Annotated in this window: 25 protein-coding genes; 10 read left to right on the top strand and 15 right to left on the bottom strand. The window is 70.2% G+C overall.

Going from position 1 to position 21,061, the window contains the following annotated elements:
• Positions 1-1,185 (bottom strand): L-rhamnose isomerase, encoded by a 1,185-nt coding sequence (gene rhaI, locus SGUI_RS11845; RefSeq protein WP_066640493.1) that lies wholly within the window; start codon positions 1,183-1,185, stop codon positions 1-3.
• Positions 1,186-1,320: 135 nt separating this feature from the next.
• Between rhaI and SGUI_RS11840 the strand changes: the two genes are divergently transcribed.
• A complete protein-coding gene (locus SGUI_RS11840; RefSeq protein ID WP_066640490.1) occupies positions 1,321-2,349 on the top strand; it encodes a LacI family DNA-binding transcriptional regulator in 1,029 nt (342 codons plus the stop codon).
• 37 nt (positions 2,350-2,386) lie between these two features.
• Here the strand turns inward: SGUI_RS11840 and SGUI_RS11835 are convergent, their stop codons facing one another.
• Positions 2,387-3,112, bottom strand: a complete 726-nt coding sequence (locus SGUI_RS11835; protein WP_066640485.1) for a glutamine amidotransferase — start codon at positions 3,110-3,112, stop codon at positions 2,387-2,389.
• A gap of 25 nt (positions 3,113-3,137) precedes the next feature.
• Here SGUI_RS11835 and SGUI_RS11830 point away from each other — a divergent pair, with 25 nt between their 5' ends.
• Entirely contained in the window at positions 3,138-3,773 is a 636-nt protein-coding gene (locus tag SGUI_RS11830) for an ASCH domain-containing protein (protein ID WP_066640483.1), read from the top strand.
• 126 nt (positions 3,774-3,899) lie between these two features.
• On the opposite strand, the gene SGUI_RS11825 is transcribed toward SGUI_RS11830, so the two are convergent.
• Together SGUI_RS11825 and SGUI_RS11820 are read right to left on the bottom strand one after the other, a co-directional pair.
• The gene (locus SGUI_RS11825; RefSeq protein ID WP_066640479.1) at positions 3,900-5,072 is read right to left on the bottom strand and encodes an RtcB family protein; all 1,173 of its coding nucleotides are present in this window, start codon (positions 5,070-5,072) and stop codon (positions 3,900-3,902) included.
• Positions 5,073-5,233: 161 nt separating this feature from the next.
• Positions 5,234-6,253 (bottom strand): NADP-dependent oxidoreductase, encoded by a 1,020-nt coding sequence (locus tag SGUI_RS11820; RefSeq protein WP_066640477.1) that lies wholly within the window; start codon positions 6,251-6,253, stop codon positions 5,234-5,236.
• Positions 6,254-6,359: 106 nt separating this feature from the next.
• On the opposite strand from SGUI_RS11820, the gene SGUI_RS11815 reads away from it, so the two are divergent.
• Both SGUI_RS11815 and SGUI_RS11810 read left to right on the top strand, forming a co-directional pair.
• Positions 6,360-8,909 (top strand): glycogen/starch/alpha-glucan phosphorylase, encoded by a 2,550-nt coding sequence (locus SGUI_RS11815; RefSeq protein ID WP_066640475.1) that lies wholly within the window; start codon positions 6,360-6,362, stop codon positions 8,907-8,909.
• Between the two features lie 38 nt (positions 8,910-8,947).
• On the top strand, positions 8,948-9,730 hold the full coding sequence (locus tag SGUI_RS11810; RefSeq protein WP_066640474.1) for an IclR family transcriptional regulator: 783 nt from the start codon (positions 8,948-8,950) through the stop codon (positions 9,728-9,730).
• Between the two features lie 10 nt (positions 9,731-9,740).
• Here SGUI_RS11810 and SGUI_RS11805 read toward each other — a convergent pair whose 3' ends face one another.
• From SGUI_RS11805 to SGUI_RS11765, 9 genes are all read right to left on the bottom strand, one after another.
• Entirely contained in the window at positions 9,741-10,706 is a 966-nt protein-coding gene (locus SGUI_RS11805; protein ID WP_066640473.1) for a hypothetical protein, read from the bottom strand.
• Positions 10,699-11,259: a hypothetical protein gene (locus SGUI_RS11800; protein ID WP_066640472.1), complete on the bottom strand. Its 561-nt coding sequence runs from the start codon at positions 11,257-11,259 to the stop codon at positions 10,699-10,701. Before SGUI_RS11800 ends, SGUI_RS11805 begins: the two co-directional genes overlap by 8 nt.
• On the bottom strand, positions 11,256-11,756 hold the full coding sequence (locus SGUI_RS11795) for a hypothetical protein (RefSeq protein ID WP_066640471.1): 501 nt from the start codon (positions 11,754-11,756) through the stop codon (positions 11,256-11,258). The genes SGUI_RS11800 and SGUI_RS11795 overlap by 4 nt, the downstream gene beginning before the upstream one ends.
• Before the next feature lie 26 nt (positions 11,757-11,782).
• Positions 11,783-12,268, bottom strand: coding sequence for a hypothetical protein (locus SGUI_RS11790; RefSeq protein ID WP_157621828.1), 486 nt, complete (start codon positions 12,266-12,268; stop codon positions 11,783-11,785).
• Between the two features lie 42 nt (positions 12,269-12,310).
• Positions 12,311-12,838: a hypothetical protein gene (locus SGUI_RS11785; RefSeq protein WP_066640466.1), complete on the bottom strand. Its 528-nt coding sequence runs from the start codon at positions 12,836-12,838 to the stop codon at positions 12,311-12,313.
• Complete coding sequence (locus tag SGUI_RS11780) at positions 12,835-13,203, bottom strand: hypothetical protein (protein WP_157621827.1); 369 nt, start codon at positions 13,201-13,203, stop codon at positions 12,835-12,837. Before SGUI_RS11780 ends, SGUI_RS11785 begins: the two co-directional genes overlap by 4 nt.
• A gap of 131 nt (positions 13,204-13,334) precedes the next feature.
• Positions 13,335-15,326 carry a DNA/RNA non-specific endonuclease gene (locus tag SGUI_RS11775; protein ID WP_066640462.1) on the bottom strand — a complete coding sequence of 664 codons (1,992 nt, stop codon included), beginning with the start codon at positions 15,324-15,326 and terminating at the stop codon, positions 13,335-13,337.
• Positions 15,326-15,643 (bottom strand): hypothetical protein, encoded by a 318-nt coding sequence (locus tag SGUI_RS11770; RefSeq protein WP_066640460.1) that lies wholly within the window; start codon positions 15,641-15,643, stop codon positions 15,326-15,328. Before SGUI_RS11770 ends, SGUI_RS11775 begins: the two co-directional genes overlap by 1 nt.
• A gap of 34 nt (positions 15,644-15,677) precedes the next feature.
• Positions 15,678-16,100 carry a hypothetical protein gene (locus SGUI_RS11765; protein WP_066640439.1) on the bottom strand — a complete coding sequence of 141 codons (423 nt, stop codon included), beginning with the start codon at positions 16,098-16,100 and terminating at the stop codon, positions 15,678-15,680.
• Positions 16,101-16,216: 116 nt separating this feature from the next.
• On the opposite strand from SGUI_RS11765, the gene SGUI_RS11760 reads away from it, so the two are divergent.
• Positions 16,217-17,506: a NupC/NupG family nucleoside CNT transporter gene (locus tag SGUI_RS11760; RefSeq protein ID WP_066640437.1), complete on the top strand. Its 1,290-nt coding sequence runs from the start codon at positions 16,217-16,219 to the stop codon at positions 17,504-17,506.
• Positions 17,507-17,530: 24 nt separating this feature from the next.
• Here SGUI_RS11760 and SGUI_RS11755 read toward each other — a convergent pair whose 3' ends face one another.
• The gene (locus SGUI_RS11755) at positions 17,531-17,881 is read right to left on the bottom strand and encodes a pyridoxamine 5'-phosphate oxidase family protein (protein ID WP_066640436.1); all 351 of its coding nucleotides are present in this window, start codon (positions 17,879-17,881) and stop codon (positions 17,531-17,533) included.
• Positions 17,878-18,306 (bottom strand): DUF6069 family protein, encoded by a 429-nt coding sequence (locus SGUI_RS11750; RefSeq protein WP_066640433.1) that lies wholly within the window; start codon positions 18,304-18,306, stop codon positions 17,878-17,880. Before SGUI_RS11750 ends, SGUI_RS11755 begins: the two co-directional genes overlap by 4 nt.
• Before the next feature lie 104 nt (positions 18,307-18,410).
• On the opposite strand from SGUI_RS11750, the gene SGUI_RS11745 reads away from it, so the two are divergent.
• Genes SGUI_RS11745 through SGUI_RS11725 form a run of 5 tightly spaced genes read left to right on the top strand, consistent with a single transcriptional unit; the run spans position 18,411 to position 21,045 of the window.
• Positions 18,411-18,875 carry a MarR family winged helix-turn-helix transcriptional regulator gene (locus tag SGUI_RS11745; protein WP_066640430.1) on the top strand — a complete coding sequence of 155 codons (465 nt, stop codon included), beginning with the start codon at positions 18,411-18,413 and terminating at the stop codon, positions 18,873-18,875.
• A 32-nt stretch (positions 18,876-18,907) separates the two neighbouring features.
• Entirely contained in the window at positions 18,908-19,162 is a 255-nt protein-coding gene (locus tag SGUI_RS11740; protein WP_066640423.1) for a type II toxin-antitoxin system VapB family antitoxin, read from the top strand.
• Entirely contained in the window at positions 19,159-19,557 is a 399-nt protein-coding gene (locus tag SGUI_RS11735; protein ID WP_083190659.1) for a type II toxin-antitoxin system VapC family toxin, read from the top strand. The genes SGUI_RS11740 and SGUI_RS11735 overlap by 4 nt, the downstream gene beginning before the upstream one ends.
• A 25-nt stretch (positions 19,558-19,582) precedes the next feature.
• Complete coding sequence (locus tag SGUI_RS11730; RefSeq protein ID WP_066640420.1) at positions 19,583-20,572, top strand: NAD(P)H-quinone oxidoreductase; 990 nt, start codon at positions 19,583-19,585, stop codon at positions 20,570-20,572.
• Positions 20,569-21,045 (top strand): class I SAM-dependent methyltransferase, encoded by a 477-nt coding sequence (locus tag SGUI_RS11725; RefSeq protein WP_066640417.1) that lies wholly within the window; start codon positions 20,569-20,571, stop codon positions 21,043-21,045. The genes SGUI_RS11730 and SGUI_RS11725 overlap by 4 nt, the downstream gene beginning before the upstream one ends.
• Positions 21,046-21,061: the final 16 nt, after the last annotated feature.

Here is a 21,061-nt window from a genome sequence, read left to right as displayed (position 1 = left end):
CTAGGCGCCCCAGCCGGACTGGGTCCCGCCGACGCGGTCGGCGGCGATCCGGTCGAGGTAGCCGCTCTCCCGGAAGGCGGCCATCGGGTCGCCCGGCAGGCCGCGCTCCTCGCGGTAGGCCGCGAGGTCGGAGCGGACGTCGGTGAAGAAGGCATCCATGAAGACCTGGTTGGCGGCGAGCACGTCGTTGTCCGCCTGCGCCTGCGCCAGCGCCTCGCGGTCGAGCAGCAGCGCCTTGGCGGTCATCTCCTGCACGTTGAGGACCGACCGGATCTGCCCGGGCACCTTCTCCTCGATGTTGTGGCACTGGTCGAGCATGAGCGCGACCTCGGAGTCGGCGTCCAGCCCGCCGCCCCGGATGACCTCGACCACGATCCGGAACAGCTGGTAGGGGTCGGCCGCCCCGACGATGAGGTCGTCGTCGGCGTAGAACCGGGAGTTGAAGTCGAAGGAGCCGAGCTTCCCGAGCCGCAGCAGCTGGGCGACGATGAACTCGATGTTGGTTCCCGGCGCGTGGTGCCCGGTGTCCAGGCAGACCATCGCCTTCTCCCCCAGCGCGGAGACGTGGGCGTAGGACGTGCCCCAGTCCGGGACGTCGGTGGAGTAGAACGCGGGCTCGAAGAACTTGTACTCCAGCACCAGCCGCTGGCCGTCGTCGAGCTGGTCGTAGATCGTGCGCAACGACTCGGCGAGGGTGTCCTGGCGCTGTCTCAGGTCGTTCTGACCCGGGTAGTTGGCGCCGTCGGCGAGCCAGATCTTGAGGTCGCGGGAGCCGGTCCGCCCCATGATCTCCAGGCACTCGAGGTGGTGGTCGACCGCCTGCTGCCGCACCGCATCGTCCGCGCTGGTGAGGGAGCCGAACTTGTAGGCCTCGTCCTGGAAGGTGTTGGAGTTCACCGTCCCGAGGCGGACTCCGAGCCCCTCGGCATACTCCCGCAGCGCGGTGTAGTCGTCGGTCTTGTCCCAGGGGATGTGCAGCGCGACGCTCGGCGCCAGACCGGTATGTGCGTGCACCTGGGCCGCGTCGGCGATCTTCTCCTCGACGGTCCGGGGCGTGCCCGGCGTGCCGAAGACGCGGAAGCGGGTGCCGGAGTTGCCGTAGGCCCAGGACGGCACCTCGATGGCGAGCCGGTCGAGGGTGTCGGTGATGGAGCTGAAGCCGGTCGCAGCGCTGGGATCGGTCATGGGGAACTCCTCTAGTCATCCATGAATCGTTTCATGGGTACCCTAGATCCAGACCTCGCGCTCGTCAAGGTGTGGACCTTCTGCTCTGAATGCTTTCACCGCTACTCTGCTCCCACCCCACCGAACGGAGCCCGCATGGCCCGCCCGAGCGTCAAGGACGTCGCCCGCCGCGCCGGAGTGTCCCTGGGGACGGTCTCGAACGTCCTCAACCGCCCCGACAGCGTCCGGCCCGCCACCCGGGAGCGCGTCGCGCAGGCGATCGCCGAGCTGGGCTTCGTGCGCAACGACACCGCCCGTCAGCTCCGCGCCGGGGACAGCCGCACCATGGCCTACCTCGTGCTCGACGCGGCCAACCCGTTCTTCACCGATGTCGCCCGCGGGATCGACCACGCCGCGCGGGACGCCGGCCTGACGGTCTTCCTCTGCGACAGCGGCCAGCAGGCGAGCCGTGAGGACGACTACCTCGAGGCGCTCCTGTCCCAGCGGGTGCGTGGGGTCTGCATCACCCCGGTCGACGCGGACAACCCGCGGCTGCGCACGCTGGTGGAGCGCGGGGTCCCGGTCGTCTTCGTCGACCGCACTCCGCGGGGCCAGGACCAGGACTGGTGCAGCGTCGGCGTCGACGACCTGCTCGGTGGGCGCCTGGCGGCCGAGCACCTGCTCGCGACCGGTCATACCCGGCTCGCCTTCGTCGGGCAGAGCAGCGACGTGACGCAGTCGGTGGACCGGCTCGCTGGCGCCCGGGCCGCGGTCGTCGAGGGCGGGATCGGCGAGGACCTGCTCGTCCTCGACACGGAGGGTATGCAGTTCGAGGACGGACGCGACGCGGCCCGCCGCTTCCTCGAGCTCGGGCCGGCGGAGCGCCCGACCGCGGTCTTCTGCGCCAACGACCTGCTGGCGCTGGGCGTCCTGCAGACGTTCACCCAGCACGGCGTGGCCGTGCCCGACGAGGTCGCGCTGGTGGGTTACGACGACATCGAGTTCGCCGGGGCCGCCGCGGTGCCCCTCACCTCCGTGCGTCAGCCCTGCCAGGAGATGGGGCAGGCCGCCGCGGCCGCGCTGCTGGAGGAGGCGGAGTCAGCCAGCACGGGGCAGCCGCACGAGCACCGGCACGTGAGCTTCACCCCCGAGCTGGTCGTGCGCCGGTCGAGCGAGCGCGGCTGACCTGCGCACCCGGCCACCCCTGCCACGCGAAGGAGCGTCAGTCCCGCGCGAGGGCGACGAAGTTGCGCAGCACGGTCCGCACGTGCCCCAGCTCCACCGACCGGGCCTGCGCGACGATGGGGCCGACCTCCTCCGGCTCGCAGTAGCCGTGCCCCGCGTAGATCCGCAGCCGGTGCTCCAGCGAGTCGGCGTCGAGCTCGGGGTGGAACTGCGTGGCGTAGACGTGCCGACCGATCCGGAACATCTGCGTCGGGCACCCCGCTGACGACGCCAGCAGGACGGCACCGGCGGGTAGCGTCGCGCACGCCTCCTTGTGCCCGACGATGGCGTGGAACGGGTCGGGTATGCCCGCCAGCAGCGGGTCGGCCCGCCCCGCCTCGGTGAGCCGGATGGGTGTCGCGGCCGGCGCCTCGGCATACCGCCGGTCGACCGTGCCGCCGCAGACCATGCCCAGGAGCCCGATGCCGTAGCAGGCACCGAGGAAGGGCACGTCCGCCTCGACGACCCGGCGCACCAGCTCGGTGAGGTCCCGCTCGGCCCGCAGCTGCACCTCGCCCTTGCGCTCGTCCGAGGCGTTGAACGGGCTGCCGCCCACGATGACCCCGCTGTAGGCCTCGAGGTCGACCGGCGCGAGCGGCGCCGCCTCGACCCGGACGCGGTGCAGCTGGCTCTCCGTGAGGCCGCCGTAGCGCAGGAAGCCGGCATACTCGTCGGCGGCGGCGTCGTCCTCGGCGCGCGTGCCGAGCAGCAGGAAGGGCCTCACACCGGGTGAGCCTAGGGTGGGGTGCATGAGCGAGCAGACACCGGGCGGACCGGAGCGCAGCCGGCACGACCGTGCGATCGCCGCGTTCTGGGAGGACGCGCGGATCCGCGGCAAGCTCAACCGCATCGAGGTGTATGCCGGTGCCCAGGTGAGCGACACCCTCCCGCCGCCGGCGTGGAGCTTCGGCGGGGAGGACGACCCGCAGACCGCGGACCGGTTGCTCGGGCTGGTGCTCGCCGGGCGGAAGACCGCGACGGCCAGCGCCTACCGGGACTACGAGGCCGACGCGCGGGCGCGGCAGGCCCTGGACGAGGCGCCGGCCGAGGGCGACACCCTCACCCGCACCGGCGTCGACCTCGACCTGGCGCTGCCCGAGCCGGGGCTGCTGTCCATCCTGCTCGACGGCTCGGGCCACCCGCGGGCGCTCATCAGGATCACGGACGTGGAGGTCTGCCGCTTCGCCGACGTCACTGCCGAGCACGCCCGGCTCGAGGGCGAGGGCAACGGCACGCTCGCCGACTGGCGCGCCATCCACCGCACGGCCTTCGCCGCCACGGCGCCGGACGACGAGCCGGTCGGGGACGACACCCTCGTCGTCCTTGAGCGCTTCGAGGTGCTCGTGCCGGCGTCCGCGCGGCGGGCCGCCCGCGCATACCGCTGACTCCCCACGCGCCGACTCCCCACGTCACGTGCCGAGTGGCCCACTCCGGTCGGCGGTTCCGGAGAGGAACCGCTCCGAAGTGGGCCACTCGGCACCGCACGTCACCGGCGCCGGCTCGGGGCGCGCTCAGTCGCCCTTGACGTTCACCAGCTGCCGGAGGGTGTGCCGGACCTCCACCAGGTCGGTGGCGTCCGCCATCACCTGGTCGATGTCCTTGTAGGCGGCCGGGATCTCGTCGATGAAGGCGTCGGTGTCGCGGTACTCGATCCCGCTCATCGCTGCCCGCAGGTCCTCGACGGTGAACTCACGCCTGGCCCGCCGCCGCGAGAAGGTCCGCCCGGCACCGTGCGGCGCCGAGTTGAGCGCCTCCCGGCAGCCCTTGCCGACGACGACGTAGGACGCCGTCCCCATGGACCCGGGGATGAGCCCCGGCCGACCGGCCTCGGCGTTGATGGCACCCTTGCGGGACAGCCACACGGTCTCGCCGAAGTGGACCTCCTGCTCGGTGTAGTTGTGGTGGCAGTTGATCTCCTCCACCCGCTCCACCGCGGCGACGTCCACCGCCAGCCACTCCGCGACCTGGCGCACGACCCGGTCCATCATCTCCTCGCGGTTGAGCAGGGCATACGTCTGCGCCCACCGCATCTGCGCGATGTAGCGGTCGAACGCCGGCGTGCCCTCGGTGAGGTAGGCGAGGTCCCGGTGCGGCAGGTCGACGCCCTCGCACTGCTGCGCGGCGACCCGGATGTGCTGCTGGGCGATCTTGTTGCCGACACCCCGCGACCCGGAGTGGAGGAACAACCAGACACCGTCCTGCTCGTCCGCCGTCACCTCGATGAAGTGGTTGCCGGAGCCGAGGGTGCCCAGCTGCAGCTCCCAGCGCCGGGCGTGCTCGGCGGGGTCGAAGCCCGCCTCCTCGGCGAGCGCCCGCAACGTCACCAGTCGCTGCTCGGTGTGCTCGCGGCTCACCGTGCGGTTGGCGGCGCCGGCGTGCAGCGGGATCGCCCGCTCGATCGCCTCGCGCACGGGGGCGCGGTCGGCCGGCAGGTCGTGGGTCGTGAACGGTGTGCGCACGGCGATCATGCCGCACCCGATGTCGACGCCCACGGCGGCCGGGATGATCGCCCCGAGGGTCGGGATGACCGACCCCACGGTGGCGCCCAGGCCCAGGTGGGCGTCGGGCATCAGCGCGACGTGCGGGTGGATGAACGGCATCCTCGCCGTCAGCTCCGCCTGCTCGCGCGTGCTCTGCTCCAGGATCGACGCCCAGTTCATGAGCGTCGGCGTCAGCTGCTCCATCGGTCCTTTCCTCCTCGCGTGGCCCGCCTCGTGCGGACCGAGGACCGACCCTAGGCGTCGGAAAAGGCGTTGCACCTGCGATTTTCGGTATGCCTGCCCACACCCCCTCCTGGTTCTCGCCGCGGCGGGCCGCCCGGGCATACCGCTGAGCGGCTCAGACCTCAGACGCGCACGAGCATCTTGCCGGTGTTGTCGCCGCGCAGGAGCCCGAGGAAGGCGTCGACCGCGTGCTCGATGCCGTCGACGACGGTCTCGCGGGAGCTCAGCTGCCCGGAGGACAGCCATCCGGCGGCCCGCTCGGCGAACTCCTCCGCCAGGTCCTGGTGGTCGGGGACGAGGAAGCCGGTCATCGTGCCACGCACCTGGATGAGCCGGGCCAGGTTGCGCGGTCCCGGCGCGGGCTCGGTGTCGTTGTAGCTCGAGATGGCGCCGCAGATCGCGATCCGGCCACCCTGCCGGAGGGCCCCGATCGCGGCCTCCAGGTGGTCGCCGCCGACGTTGTCGAAGTAGACGTCGATCCCGTCGGGCGCGTGCTCGGCGAGCTGGGCGGCGACGTCGCCGTCCTTGTAGTTGAAGGCGGCGTCGAAGCCGAGCTCGTCCACGAGGTGGTCGACCTTCTCCTGGGAGCCGGCGCTGCCGATCACGCGGGACGCGCCGAGCGCCTTGGCCACCTGGCCGGCCACGCTGCCGACCGCTCCGGCGGCCCCGGAGACGAAGACGACGTCGCCCTCGCGCAGCTGCGCGACGCGGACCAGCCCGGCGTAGGCGGTGAGCCCGGTCATGCCGAGCACCCCGAGGTAGGCGGGGGCGGGCGCCGCGTCGGTGTCGACGACGCGCGCGGACTCCGCGTCCACGACGGCCTCCTCGCGCCAGCCGAGCTGGTGCAGGACGTGGTCGCCCACGGCATACCCCTCGGCGCGGGACTCCTCGACGACCCCGACGGCGCCGCCTTCCATCGCCCGGCCCAGCTCGAAGGGCGCGACGTAGGACCGGGTGTCGTTCATCCGACCGCGCATGTAGGGATCGACGGAGATCAGCTCGTTGCGCACCCGCACCTGCCCGTCGGCGAGCTCGGGCAGCTCGCTCGTCGCGAGCTCGAAGTCGGACGGCTCGGGCCACCCGTGCGGGCGGGCGACGAGGCGGACCTCACGAGCGGGGGCGGACTGGTCGGCTGGGGTCACTCTCGGTCTCCTCCGGTCTCGGGTGCTCTCAGGGCGGGCCTGGTTGCCAACACACGCCCCGCGCCAGGTATGCCCGGGAACCAGCGAGGCCCTAGGGTTACGACTCGTGACCTCCACGCACCCGCACCCCGTCATCACCGACGAGAGCCCGTCCGCCGACGCCAACCGGCGCGGCCCCAGCTTCGAGGCGTCGCACGAGCTGGCGACCGGCCCGGTGACCTCGCCGCCGCGCACCGTCGACGGCTTCGTCCGTGAGTTCCTGGACCAGCTCAACTTCGGGCAGGGCGTCAAGCTGTCGCAGTCGACGATCAACGACCAGTACCTCGCGCTCGCCCGGACCGTGCGCTCCTACCTCATGGCGTCCTGGCTGGAGACCGGGCACCGGCGCCGCAAGAACCCGACCCGGATCGTGGGCTACCTCTCGGCGGAGTACCTCCTGGGCCGCCAGCTCGGCAACAACCTGCTCGCCTCGGACCTGCAGGGCATCGCCGAGCAGGCGATGGAGCAGTGCGGCATCGACATGGCGGCGCTGCGCGGCCAGGAGGTCGAGCCCGGCCTGGGCAACGGCGGCCTCGGGCGGCTCGCCGCCTGCTTCGTCGACTCGCTCGCGACGATGGACCAGCCGTGCATCGGCTACGGCATCCGCTACGAGTACGGCATCTTTCGGCAGACCTTCGTCGAGGGCCGCCAGGTCGAGGAGCCGGACAGCTGGCTGCGCCTGGGCAGCCCGTGGGAGTTCCCGCACCCCGAGCGCGCCGTCCAGGTCGGCTTCGGCGGGCATACCGAGACCTCGGTCGACGAGGACGGCACCGAGCACACCCGCTGGGTCCCCGCCTGGCAGGTCCGCGGCGTCCCCTACCACTACATGGTCCCCGGCTTCCGCAACGGCGTCGTCAACACCTTGCGGCTGTGGAGCGCCGAGGCCAACCAGGCCTTCGACCTGCAGACCTTCAACGCCGGCGACTACGCCCAGGCCTCCCGCGCGGAGATCTTCGCGGAGAACATCTCCAAGGTGCTCTACCCCGACGACTCGACGCCGCAGGGCAAGGAGCTGCGGCTGCAGCAGCAGTACTTCTTCGTCGCCTGCAGCCTGCGCGACTTCATCGAGAACACCCTGCCGCGCGACGTGGACCTGCGCGAGCTGCCGCAGCGGATCATCTTCCAGCTCAACGACACCCACCCGGTCATCGCGGTGCCCGAACTCATGCGCATCCTCGTCGACGAGAAGGGCTTCGACTGGGACGAGGCGTGGGACATCACCCAGCAGTGCTTCGCCTACACCTGCCACACGCTGCTCCCCGAAGCGCTCGAGGTGTGGCCCGTCGACCTGCTGGGGCGGCTGCTGCCGCGCCACCTGGAGATCATCTACCGCATCAACGAAGAGTTCCTGCTCGAGGTGCGCGACGCCTTCCCGGGCGACGAGGGCCGGGTGCGGCGGATGTCGATCATCGCCGAGCAGCCGCAGCGCGCGGTGCGGATGGCCTACCTCGCCACCGTCGCGGGCGCCAAGGTCAACGGCGTCGCCGAGCTGCACAGCCAGCTGCTGCGCGACGACGTGCTGCCCGACTTCCACGCGATGTGGCCGGAGAAGTTCACCAACGTCACCAACGGCATCACCCCGCGCCGCTTCCTCTACCTGGCCAACCGGCGGTTGTCGGACCTCATCAACGAGACCATCGGGACCGGTTGGGTCACCGACCTGGAGCAGCTGCGCCAGCTCGAGCCGTATGCCGACGACGCCGACTTCCGGCAGCGGTTCCGGGACGTCAAGCACGCCAACAAGGAGCGGCTCAGCAAGCTGCTGCGCGTCCGTGACGGCATCGAGCTGTCCCAGGACCACCTGCTCGACGTCATGGTCAAGCGGCTGCACGAGTACAAGCGGCAGACCCTGAAGCTGCTGCACGTCGTCTCGGTCTACGAGGGAGTCCTCTCGGGCCGCACCCCGATCGACCAGGTGACCCCGCGCACGGTGCTCTTCGGCGCCAAGGCGGCGCCGGGCTACCACATGGCCAAGGAGATCATCTTCCTCATCAACTCGGTCGCGGAGACGGTGAACACCGACCCGGTGATGGACGGCCGGCTGCAGGTGCTCTTCCCGGCCAACTACAACGTCACCCTCGCCGAGAAGGTCATCCCGGCCGCCGATCTGTCCGAGCAGATCTCGCTGGCCGGCAAGGAGGCCTCGGGCACCGGCAACATGAAGTTCGCGCTCAACGGCGCCCTGACGATCGGCACCCTCGACGGCGCCAACGTCGAGATCCTCGACCTCGTCGGCGAGGACAACTTTTTCCTCTTCGGCATGACCGAGCCGGAGGTCGAGGAATTGCGCCAGCGGGGTTACGTCCCCAGCTCGTTCTACGAGGCGGACCCGGTGCTCAAGGCCACGATCGACCTCATCGGCAGCGGCCACTTCACCGGTGGCGACCGGGGCGCCGTCTCGGCGGTGCTGGACAACCTGCTCAACCACGACCCGTTCATGGCGCTGGCAGGATTTGGGTCCTACCTCGAAGCCCAGGACCGCGTGGAGCGGGCCTACGCCGACCCCGAGGCATGGAGCCGCTCGACGATCCTCAACGTCGCCCGCTGTGGGTTCTTCTCCTCCGACCGCTCGATGCGCGACTACCTCGACCGGATCTGGCTGCCCGGGGACGCGTGAGCGCCCGCGGAGGCGGGTGAGCGCCTACCCTCGGGAGGATGGGGACCAGCAATGCACCCGCCGCGGGTCACGCGCTGGCCATCCTCACGCTGCTCGCTCGGCACGCGACACCGGTCGCGGCGGCGACGATCGCCCGCGAGCTGGGGCTGCCGCGGTCCACGACCTACCACCTGCTCACGGTCCTCGTCGAGCAGCAGTATGCCGTGCACCTGCCCGAGGAGCGGCGCTACGGCCTGGGTGTCGCCGCCTACGAGCTGGGCTCGGCCTACACCCGGCAGGCGCCGCTGCAACGGCTGGCCCGCCCGCGGCTGACCCGGCTCGCCGACGCGTGCGGGCACAACGCTCACCTGGCGGTGCTGCACGGGCCGGACGTGCTCTACGTCATCGAGGAGCGGGTCGCCGGGCGACCCTCGCTGGTCACCGACGCCGGGGTGCGCCTGCCCGCGACCCTCACCGCGAGCGGGCTGGCGATCCTGGCGGCGCTCCCGGCGGCGCAGGTGCGCGCGCTCTTCCCCTCGCGCGAGGCCTTCGTGCAGCGGCACGAGCAGGGGCCGCGCTCCCTCGTCGAGCTGCGGCGGGTGCTCACCGACACCCGGGGCCGTGGGTATGCCGTCGAGGACGGCCTCGTCACGCCCGGTCTGGCGTCGGTCGCCTCAGCCGTGCTGGACCACTCGGGCCACCCGGTCGCGGGGGTCGCCGTCACCTACCCGGCGGACCGTGACCTGCGGATCGAGGCGGTCGTCCGGCTGGTCCGGCAGACGGCGGCCGAGCTGTCGGCGCGGCTCGGTCACCGCGACCAGGGACGCTCCCCGGTGGGCTGACCGGCAGGTATCAGCCCCGGCGCCGCAGCCAGCTGAGTAACCCGGCACGCTTCTGCCCGCCTCGGTCACCAGGCAGGTTGCCGTGGTCCTGAAGCCGCTCGACCAGCGCCTCCACCTCGTCCTGGTTGAGCTCGAGGTAGTCGTGGACCTGCCGCCAGTAGGGATCGGTCGCCGCCCCTTCCTCAGGTCGTCGCGGCTCGTCCATCACGGCGAGGATCGAGCGCGGGCCGTCCCGGTCGGCGATCAGTCTCAGCTGGGTCCAGTCCACGCCACCGGCGGCCTCGTACAGCGCCTCGATAGCGTCATGAGCCGTCGAGGTGCGGCCGTACTGTGCCGCGAGCTGCGCTCCGTCCCAGGTGATCACCCGGTTGAGCCGCACGTTGTTCGGTGCCGTCGACCCGTCCTCCTGCTGGAGTCGCCCGATCCACATCACGACGCGGATCCACGACGAGTGGTCACCGGTCAGGCCGTCCACGATCCGGTCCGCGATCTCGTGCACGCCGGGAACGTCGACCAGGGCGGGCCCGGTCTCCTCCGTCGTCGGTTCCACCGGCAGCCCCTGGAGCTCCTCACGGTGCCGCTCCAGGTAGTGATGTACCTCGTCCGCCCAGGGGTCCTGGAGCGAGGCCTCCGCCCGGACGAGGGTCTCGTGGTCGAACTCCACGCGTGGTTCGGGAGCGTCGGCGTCGATCTCTACCCGCATGACGAGCCAACCGGTGTCGTCCTGATCCAGAGCCTCGAGCTGGAGCAGGTCCTGCAGCGGCTCGCTCATCGGCTCGATCGGCTCCTGCACCAGGAATCCGCGGCGATCCCGAAGCACCACGACAGCTGGCGCCATGGTCGCGTCGAGGGAGGCCTCCTCTGGCGACTCGCCCATCTTGGCCCACCAGGTGACGATTCGCACCCAGCCCTCGGGCGCGGCCTCGCGGTAGGCGTCGGCGAAGCGCTGAAGGTGTAGCCGCGCTTGCTCATCCATCGCGGGAGTCCTCTCGGGTCGAAACTGACGGCTGGCCGCGGCGGTGTCTGAAGAGGCTGAGCAGACCGCGTCCGCTCCTCTTCTCCTCAACGGGAAGATCCCCGCTTGCCCGCAGCCGCTCCACGAGTGCATCGACCTGGTCACGATTCAGGTCCAGGTAGTCGTGAACCTGTCGCCAGTACGGGTCGCTCGCCGAGTCGTCGAACTGTCGGCGAGGCTCGTCATCGACCAGCCGCAGCTCTCGCTGTCCATCACGATCTGCCACCAGTCTCAACTGCGTCCACGGGACAGTGGCTGTCTTGTCGTCCACGGCTCGCAGTTCGTCCGAGAGCCCGAATGCCTTGCCATAGGTCGCGACGGCCGCGCCGTCCACCCAGGACACCACCCGGTTGAGCCTGAGATAAGCAGGTGCCGGGGACCCGTCCGGCTCGGCCAGACGTGCTACCCAGAACATCACCCTGATCCACGCCGGTTGGCCCCGGACCAGTGTCGCGACGATCTCATCGAGGTGCGGGGCAAGAGTCCCCTGGAGATCGCCGGCGTCGGCACTCATGCTCCACCTGAAAGCAGCCCAAGGATTCCCCGTCGCCGCTTCTTCTGCCCGGGCAGGTCCCCGCTCGCTCGGAGGCGTTCCACGAGCGCATCGACCTCCTCGCGGTTCAGCTCGAGGTAATCGTCGACCTGGTGCCAGTACGGGTCGGTTGCCGAGCCTTCGACCTGACGCCGAGGCTCGTCCGTCACGAACTCGACCTGTCTGCCGCCATCTCGGTCTGCGACCAGCCTGAACTGGGTCCAATCGACGTCAGACGTCATCTGCGAAATCGCGCGGTAGGCGTCGTAGTCGCCGAACCCGGTGAAGTACTCAGGGACGACCACGCCGTCTTTCCAGCACAGCACCCGATTGAGGTAGATGTCGCCCTCCGCAGGCGAGCCGTCATCATTCTGAAGTCGGCCGACCCACGCCACGGCGCGGATCCATTGCGGGTGGTCGGAGGTGAGGACCGAGACGATCGCCTCGACCTGCAGGTCCAGCAACTCCGAGTCGCTCATGCGCACCCTCTCCCCTGTGTCCGACGTCAGGCGCCTGGTCGGAAGTAGCCGAGGACGCCTCGCCGGGACTTGTTCTTCCCACCGGGAAGGTCGCCAGTGCTCCGCAGCCGTCTGACCAGCGTTTCCAGGTCGTCGCCGTTCAGTTGGGCATAGTCGTGCACTTGGCGCCAGTAGTTATCGGTGGCCGCACCTTCCGCCAGCCTTCGTGGTTCATCAGTCACGAACCGCACCTGTCGTTCCCCATCCCGGTCAGCCACCAGCCTGAATTGCGTCCATTCGACGTCTTTCGACGCCTCAGCGATCGCACGATAGGCCTCGTAATCGTCGAACCCGGTGTAGTACTCGGCGACAACACCCCCGTCCTTCCAACAGATCACTCTGTTGAGGTAGATATCGCTCTCGGCGGGTGAGCCATCGTCCTCTTGAAGTCGGCCGACCCACGCCACGGCGCGTATCCATTGCGGATGGTCGGAGGTGAGGACGGAGACCATCGTCTCGACCTGCCGGTCCACCGACACTGGGTCACTCATCTGAACGCGCTCTCGTGGTCCTAATCACGTTCCCGGGCGGAAGTAGCTGAGCACCCCTCGGCCCGACTTCTTCTTCTCGCCGGGCAGGTCGCCGCTGCTCCGCAGCCGTTCCACGAGCGCGCCAACCTCAGCACGGTTCAGTTCTAGATAGTCGTGGACCTGATCCCAGTAGGGGTCGGAACCAGCGCCCTCAAGGTCTCGCCGCGGCTCGTCGGTCACAAGGTCGATCTGGTGCTTGCCGTCGCGGTCAGCCACGATCCGGCACTGGGTCCAGTCCACGTCCTCCGTCAGCGCATCGATGCGCCGATACAGCGCAGACACGGTGCGCATCTTGGTGTGGTAGGCGGCGACCACCTCACCATCGGTGTACGACAACACCCGGTTGAGCCGGGTGTTGGTGTCGGTGGGCTGGCCTTTGTACTTCAGACGACCGATCCAGATCACGACCCTGATCCAGTTCGGAAAGGACTCAGCGAAAGCGTCGACGATGTCGCCGACGGTCGCTTCGAGTTCGCCTTCCAGCACTGCGACTCCCCCCGCCTTGTTCATCACGACCTGAACCAATTCCACCGACGGCGCGACTGGTCCTCCGGCGTGCTTGTCGTGGCCGGTCCGCTCATCCGCTCCAGCTCCTCCTGGTGCCGCTCCAGGTAGTGGTGTACCTCGTCCGCCCACGGGTCCTGGAGCGAGGTTTCCGCCCGGACCAGGGTGTCGTGGTCGAACTCCACGCGCGGCTCGTCGCAGTCGGCGTCGATCTCGACCCGCATGACCAGCCATCCTTCTTCCGGGTCCCCCTTGAGCGCCTCGTCCATCGCCTTGACGTGCATCCAGGGGAAATCTGGGGCCAGCGACTCCTGCCGTAGCACTCCATCGGCTCCCCTGACGACGACCTCCGCGGGCGACTGGACCGCGCTCATAGACGCCTCATCAGCACTGTCGCCCAGCTTGGCCCACCAAGTGACGATGCGCACCCAGCCTTCAGGCGCAACGGCGATGTAGTCCGCAACCATGTTGCGCAGCTGCGATTCTGCCTCGGGTCTCATCAGGGCTACCTCTGGTTCTCGAAGAAGTATGGCTTGGTCTCGATCGTCCCGTCCTTGCGGGTGATGGTCGTGACCACATTGAAGGCATCAGGACGCACCGAGACATTAGTCGACATGTACTTCGGTTCCAGCTTGACGGAGACGCTCGCCACATCGGGATCACGTATGGCGTCACGCAGGGACCGTTCCATCTTGGCGTAACCGCTGTTGTTGAGGTTCTTCGTGCCGTCCGCGAGTGGCTTGCCGTTTCCTGGGACGACGTTGAGGCGGTTCGTCGGTCCGCCGAACCAGTGTCCGAGGAGATGGAAGCCCACGTCGGTGTCTGCCGCTACTCCGGGCGTGTTGCCGATGTCCGTCTGCAGCTTGCTTCGGGTCGCCGAGCCTTCGGTAATCGTGCCCTCGACGGCCTTCGTGCGCCCGAACTCGTCCGTCTTCCACGTCACCCCGTTGTACTCGTAGCTGGCGTTCGGATGGGCCTTGTTGGCCGCCGCGTTGAAACTTGCCTCGTCGGTGAACTTCATCGAGGGGACGTCCACCTTGCCCGGCAGTCCGTCGGCCTTCGCCACGGTCGGCACTGGTGCTGCGTCGATGGCATCGTCGAGGACCTTGCCCCCGACCTCATCGATGAACTTGGCCGCGTCGCTGCCTTTGAACACCTTTGTTCCCCACTTGGCTCCGGTCCCGCCCCATCCCGCCAACGGCACCATCGCGACGACCGTGAGGCTGCCGTTGACGACATCGCCCTCGGCGTAGTACCAGGCGGCGTTGACCCCGTCGATCGGCTCACCGATGACCGGGACCAGGCCGAGAACGTCGAGGAACAGGTGCCCGACGTCGGACCACCATGGTTTGTCCTCGCTACGGGCCAGCACCTCCTCCTCGAAGGCCTTCGAGACGAGCCTCACGTCCTCGCCCACTGTCAGCGAGTAGGTGCTACCTCCCTCGTAGGGAGTGATCGCGCTGGTGAGCATCTCGCCTGCGGCAGCGCCCTCGTCGACGGGCCACTTGCGCTTGGTCAGCAGATAGTCGACGAAGGAGGACACCTCGTGCGACTCACCGTCCACCTCGACCGTGGTGCGGTCTGCATCCTCGAAGATCCGCATCCCCGCCTCGGGATCCTTCGCGACAGCCTCCAGCACCAGTGCCATGGGGTCGTAGGCCTGCGTGCCGTCCGGCAGCGTGGCACCGACATAGGTGCCCAGGGGATGGGCGCTGACGTTCCACATCCCCTTGTGACCCTCGTCCCCCGTCTCGTAGTCGTAGAGCGCCTGCGTGAGCTCCACGGTGAAGTCCGTCGACCACTGGCCGCGGGACACCACCGCCGCCAGCCGGGAGGCCTGCCCCGGTGGGTCGGTCGTGGTGATCGCGTCGATCCACTGCTGGCTCCACCCCTCCGGCGGGGCCACGTCGCCGGTGCCGCGCGAGGCCAGACCCATGGTCTGCCCGAGGCCGTCGAGCAAGGCGTCGTAGTCCTGCCGCCAGGCCTCTAGCGTCTCCTGGTAGTCCGGGTCGTAGCCGCTGGGCTGCGGCGGCATCCCCGCGCCGGCGATGGTGTTGGACAGGTCCTCCAGGTCGACCCGCTCGGCCAGGGCCTGCGCGAAGTAGGGGTCGTTCTGGCCCTCCGCGAGCAGGTCGAGGATCTCCTGCGGGATCTCCCCGCCCTTCTCCAGGTAGTCCGCGACCTTCTTCGCGTCGGCCTCGACCTGGGCCTGGCTCTTGGTGGAGACGTCGTCCTCGTCGAACTGGGCATACATCTGCACGCCCGGGGTCGAGGCCTCGATCTGCTGCGCCATCGCCAGTCGCCGGTGCAGGCCGCGCACCTCATCGTCGGCCCAGCTGAGCACGTCGTCGACCCGGGAGAGCGATCCGGTCCCGAGCATCACCCCGCTGAGGTTGCCGGACACCGTGCTGCGGTCGAGCGGCAGGTCGGAGCGCACCTTCTCCACGCCCGCGACGAGGTCGGTGAAGCCGGGGATGTGGATCGAGCAGGTCGCCATCAGCGCATCCCCGCCATCTTCTGCCACCGGGTCTGCCAGGCGGTCGACTCCACCCGCTCGGGCTGGCCCGCGATCGCGTCGTCGAAGTCCTGGATGGCGTCGTCACGCACCCGCCCCAGGGTCCGCTTGTGCTCCGCCAGCGCCGCACCGAAGTCGTCGGCCGTCGTGCTCACCCAGCACCCCGACGACATGGCCCGGTCGGCCTTGTCAAGGGCCTCCTTGATGTCACCCGCCGGGTCGACCGACCGGTTCCGCGCCTGCTCCAGCGCCGTCCGGTACGGGTTGGGCACCATCGTGACCTCGTCGTCGCCCGCCATCGCGCTCCCCCTTCGTCCTGGTATGCCCGCGCGCTCAGCGCTGCGGGCGCTCGCCGTGCTCGGCGACCCACGTCGCCAGGTAGTTCTGGAACCGCCCCATCGACTCCTCGTCCTCGATGCCGAGGCTGCGCTTGGGCTGGCCGTAGCCGAACTCGGTGCGGAAAGCCCCGTCGGCGTCCACCTCGAGGTCGAGCACGCTCCACCGGTCACCGGAGGAGCCCATGCCCTCGTGCAGCTCGACGACCAGGTCGTAGAGCGGCTCGTCGAAGTCGAGCTGCCCGATCCCCCAGCGGTCCTGCAGGTCGACCACCGCCAGGGTCAGGTAGTTGAGGTTGACCTGGCCGTCGACCCGGGTCGCCTCCCAGTTGCCCACGAGCCGGGCCCACCCGGCCGGCGCGATCTCGACGAAGCGCTGCGCGACCGCGCGCACCGCCTGCTGCTGCTCACTCGGCTCCACGACCGCTCCCCTCGCTGTCGACTGGTCGTGGCCACAGACTAACCACCTCTGACCCCGACCCCGCACCACGCGGTACGGTCGGCGCTACCCGCGACGAGGCATACCAGGAGGTCACGATGGACGTGCTCTGGGGAATCGGCGGCATGGCGGCGCTCATCGCGCTCGCGCTGCTGCTCTCGACCAACCGCCGCGCCGTGCGCTGGCGCACCGTGCTCGCGGCCCTGGGCATCCAGGTGCTCTTCGGGATCCTCGTCCTCTACTGGTCCTGGGGGCAGCGGGCGCTGGAGCAGGTCTCGCAGGGCGTGCAGGCCGTCATCAACTCCTCCAACGCCGGCATCCAGTTCGTCTTCGGGCCGGTGCTGCCGCAGGGTGAGGACGCCGGGGTCGTCTTCGCCTTCCAGGTGCTGCCGGTCATCATCTTCTTCGCCTCGCTGACGGCCGTGCTCTACCACTTCAAGATCCTGCAGTTCGTCGTGGAGAAGCTCGGCGCGGCCCTCGGCGCGGCGCTCGGGACCCGCAAGGCCGAGTCGGTCAACGCCGCGGCCAACATCTTCGTCGGCCAGACCGAGGCACCGCTGGTCATCCGCCCCTACCTCAAGGGGCTCACCCGATCGGGCCTGTTCGCCGTCATGGTCGGCGGGCTCTCCACGGTCGCGGGCTCGGTCCTGGTGGGCTACTCCCTGCTCGGCGCCCCGCTGGAGTACCTCATCGCGGCGTCCTTCATGGCGGCGCCAGGGGCGCTCCTGATGGCGAAGCTCGTGCTGCCGGAGGAGGACCCGGAGGCGGCAGAGCGGCAGGACCGGCTGGTGAGCGACGAGCCGGCGGACCCCGAGGGCGACAAGGACGGCGACGGCATACCCAACGACGAGGACGACCTGGAGGGGATGGAGTACCGCAACGTCATCGACGCCGCCGCCTCGGGCGCCGCGGACGGACTGAAGCTCGCGCTCAACATCGGCGCGATGCTGCTCGCCTTCATCTCGCTGATCGCGCTGGTCAACCTGCTCATCGGCACGGTCGGCGGCTGGTTCGGCCAGCCGGACCTCACCTTCGAGCAGCTGCTCGGGTATGCCTTCGCGCCGCTCATGACGGTGATCGGCGTGCCCTGGGGCGAGGCGGCGAGCGCCGGCAGCTTCGTCGGGCAGAAGGTCATCGTCAACGAGTTCGTGGCCTTCTCCAACTTCGCGCCGACCATCGACCAGTTCAGCCCCAAGACCGCCGCGATCGTGACCTTCGCGCTGACCGGCTTCGCCAATCTCGGCTCGCTCGGCATCCTGCTCGGCGGACTCGGCTCGCTGGTCAAGGACCGGCGGCGCGAGATCGCCGAGCTCGGGATCCGCGCCGTGCTCGCCGCGACCCTGGCCAACCTCATGAGCGCCGCGATCGCGGGCATCCTCATCGGGTAGCCATCCGGATCGACCGGCCCGGGGTCACCCGGGCTGGTCCAGGCCCCACGACCGACTCCAGTCCGGGCGGACCCGGATCGCGCCGTCGGCGACGACGGCGGGGCCACGCAGCAGCAGCGCCCAGGGCGACCACCCGGGGCCGTCGTGCACCCCGTCGATCGAGACCGCGGCCACACCGCTTCGCCGGACGTGGCCGGCGCGCGCGGTCGTCGGCACGTCGCGTCCGCCGAGCACGAGCTCGCCCGCGCCGTCGTCCCAGGACCACCCTCCCGGGACGACGTGCGGCAGCCCGTCCTCGTCGACCGTGGCGATCCGAGCGAGCGACCGCACGCCCGAGCGCAGGAAGCGTCGCTCCGCGGCGGTGATCGTCGTCATCGCACGACCGCCCGGCGGAGCAGGATCCACCAGACGACGCCGGTGACGACGTGCATCGCGGCGAGGGCCGTCTGCGTGGTGGCCGAGGCCTCCACGGTGAAGGGCATGGGGACCGTCAGCAGGCCGATCGCCAGCCCGACCCAGGCGAGAGCCGTGACCGCCCGCGGCCGGGTGCGACCGAGGAACCAGGTCAGCGCGCCGCCGAGCGCCACCGGGATCACGGTCATGACCGCGACCATGACGGGCCCGACGGTCATCGGGCCAGCGCCCGGGCGGGTGACGTCGAAGTCGGCGCCGACGAGGCGGGCCAGACCCCAGACGAGCAGGTTGAGCACGAGGGAGACGCCCGCGACGGTGGCGACCCTGGACCGCAGCCGCGTCGGGGCCTGGGCGGGTGCGGAGGCGGGGCTCAGTGTGTGCGACATGATGGAACTCCTCAATGGTTGATGTCATCTAGCATCGCTACTCTCCTCCTGTTTGTTGAGCATGTCAACCATTTGCTAGGTCAATGATCGGCTAGACTGCCGGCATGGCGCCCGACCCCAACCCCAGCCTCGAGCAGGCCCACGCCCTGACGGGCAAGCTGTTCCGCGTCGTCGAGCTGGCGCGGTCCGACTTCGCCGCGGTCGCCGCGGAGCTCGACCTCACCCCCCTGCAGGCCCGGACCCTGCTGTGGCTCGAGCACCCGAGCGCGATGCGCGACCTGGCCGGCCACCTCGCCTGCGACGCCTCCAACGTCACCGGCCTGGCCGACCGACTGGAGCGGCGCGGCGTGGTGGAGCGGGTCGCCGGCGAGGACCGACGGGTCAAGCTGCTGCAGCTCACCGACGAGGGCCGCCGCCTGCGCGGCCGGCTGGCCCGGCGGGTGGCCGCCGGCTCCACGGTCAGCGCCCGGCTCACCGCCTCCGAGCGAGCACAGCTCGGCGGCCTGCTGGACCGGATGCTCGAAACGGGCCGCTCGCCGGACCATCATGGAACCGGCAGTTCTTCCTAGCCATCTTCTTTTCTGCCTCGTATGGTTGACCCATGGCGCTGAACATCAAGGATGCCGAGACGGACCGATTGGCTCGAGAGCTCGCCGCCGCCACGGGCGAGTCCATCACCGTGGCCGCGAGGCGCGCGATCGAGGAACGCCTCGCCCGGGTCACCGCTCTTGCCCGGGCCGAGAAGGGCACGGACGAGCTCGAGGGGATCATCGAACGAGGACGTCGGCGTCCCGTGATCGACGCGCGGACGCCGGAGGACATCGTCGGCTACGACGAGGCGGGGCTCCCCCGGTGACGATCGTTCTGGACACGTCGGCGGTCGCCGCCGTCATCTTCGGCGAGCCTGACGCCGAGACCCTCCTCCGAGTCATGCAGCGGGCCGCCGGGGACCTACTGATGAGTGCCGCGACATCCGTCGAGGTCGGCATCATCGTGGAGGCCCGGCAGGGCCGGGAGGCGACCCAGGATCTGAGACTGCTGCTGGACCGGCTAGGGGTCGACATCGCACCGCTCGACGCTGCACAGGCGTCGATCGCCGTCGACGCCTGGCGCCGCTTCGGCAAGGGGCGCCACCCAGCGTCCCTCAACCTGGGTGACTGCTTCGCCTACGCCGCCGCGCAGAGTCTCGATGCCCCGCTGCTGTTCAAGGGCGGTGACTTCCCTCAGACGGACGTCAGGTCAGCGCTGTGAGCTGAAGCCTCCTAGGGTGAGCAGCATGCGAGCCATCACGATCCCCGAGCCCGGTGAGGCCGACGCCCTCGTCCCCGCCGACGTGCCTGCCCCGACCGCCGGCGAGCGGGAGGTGCTGGTCCAGGTGGTCGCCGCGGGAGTGAACCGCGCCGACGTGCAGCAGCGCAAGGGGGCCTATCCGCCGCCGCCCGGTGCCTCCGAGCTCCCCGGGCTCGAGGTCAGCGGCCGGATCACTGCGCTCGGCGAGGGGACCGAGGACTCGGGGTGGTCCGTCGGCGACGAGGTGTGCGCGCTCCTCGCCGGCGGAGGGTATGCCGAGACCGTCGCCGTCCCGGTCGGCCAGCTGCTGCCCGTGCCCGACGGCATACCCGTGGCGGACGCCGCGGCGCTGCCCGAGGTGGCGTGCACCGTCTGGAGCAACCTGGTCATGGAGGCCGGGCTGGGCGAGGGCGAGACCGTCCTGCTCCACGGCGGCTCCAGCGGCATCGGCACCATGGCGATCCAGGTCGCCCGGGCGCTCGGTGCCCGGGTGGCGGTCACCGCCGGCTCGGCGGACAAGCTGGCCGCCTGCCGCGAGCTCGGGGCGGAGGTGCTCATCAACTACCGCGAGCAGGACTTCGTGGAGGAGGTGCGGGACGCGACCCGGGGCGGCGGCGCCGACGTCATCCTCGACGTGGTGGGCGCGAAGTACCTCACCCACAACGTCCGAGCGCTCGCGCACGACGGCAGGCTCGTCGTCATCGGGCTCCTCGGCGGCCGCACGGGCGAGCTCGACCTCGGGTCCCTGCTGGTGAAGCGGGCGAAGGTCATGGCCACCTCGCTGCGGTCCCGGTCGCTTCACGACAAGGCCGAGATCGTGCGGCAGGTCCGCGAGCACGTCTGGCCCTGGATCGAAGCCGGGCGGGTGCGGCCCCTGATCCAGTCCCGCCACCCGCTGGAGGACGCCGCCGCCGCGCACCGCGAGATGGAGGCTAGCGAGCACATCGGCAAGATCCTGCTCACCGTCGCCCCGTGAAGGTGGCATCGGGCACACCCGAGGCCTATGGCGCTCGGGCGGTGGTGTACGCCGACTTCATCGACGGTCTCGACCTCAGCGGGGACAGCCGCTGGATCACCGCCTGGGCACGGTCTATCAGCGGCCCGATCCTGGACCTCGGCTGCGGCCCCGGCCACTGGACCGCCCACCTCTCGGCCCAGGGTCACGAGGTGCGGGGCATCGACCCGGTGCCGGAGCTCGTCGAGCTGGCGCGGGCGCGTCACAGGGGGATCTCCTTCGAGGTGGGTGGCACCGACGACCTCGCCCCCGATGCCGGGTACGGCGGCCTCCTGGCGTGGTACTCCCTCATCCACCTCACCCCGGGCGCCATCGGACCCGCCCTGGCTCAGGTGCGGAGGGCGCTGCACCCCGGCGGCGGGCTCTTGCTCGGTTTCTTCGACGGCGATCACCGCATGGCCTTCGACCACACGGTGACGACCGCCTACACCTGATGCCCGTCACGACGGC

The sequence above is a fragment of the Serinicoccus hydrothermalis genome, from assembly GCF_001685415.1.
GTDB classification, from domain to species: domain Bacteria; phylum Actinomycetota; class Actinomycetes; order Actinomycetales; family Dermatophilaceae; genus Ornithinicoccus; species Ornithinicoccus hydrothermalis.
Note: the sequence above shows the minus strand (reverse complement) of the source record. Positions and strands in the feature narration are given on the sequence as shown.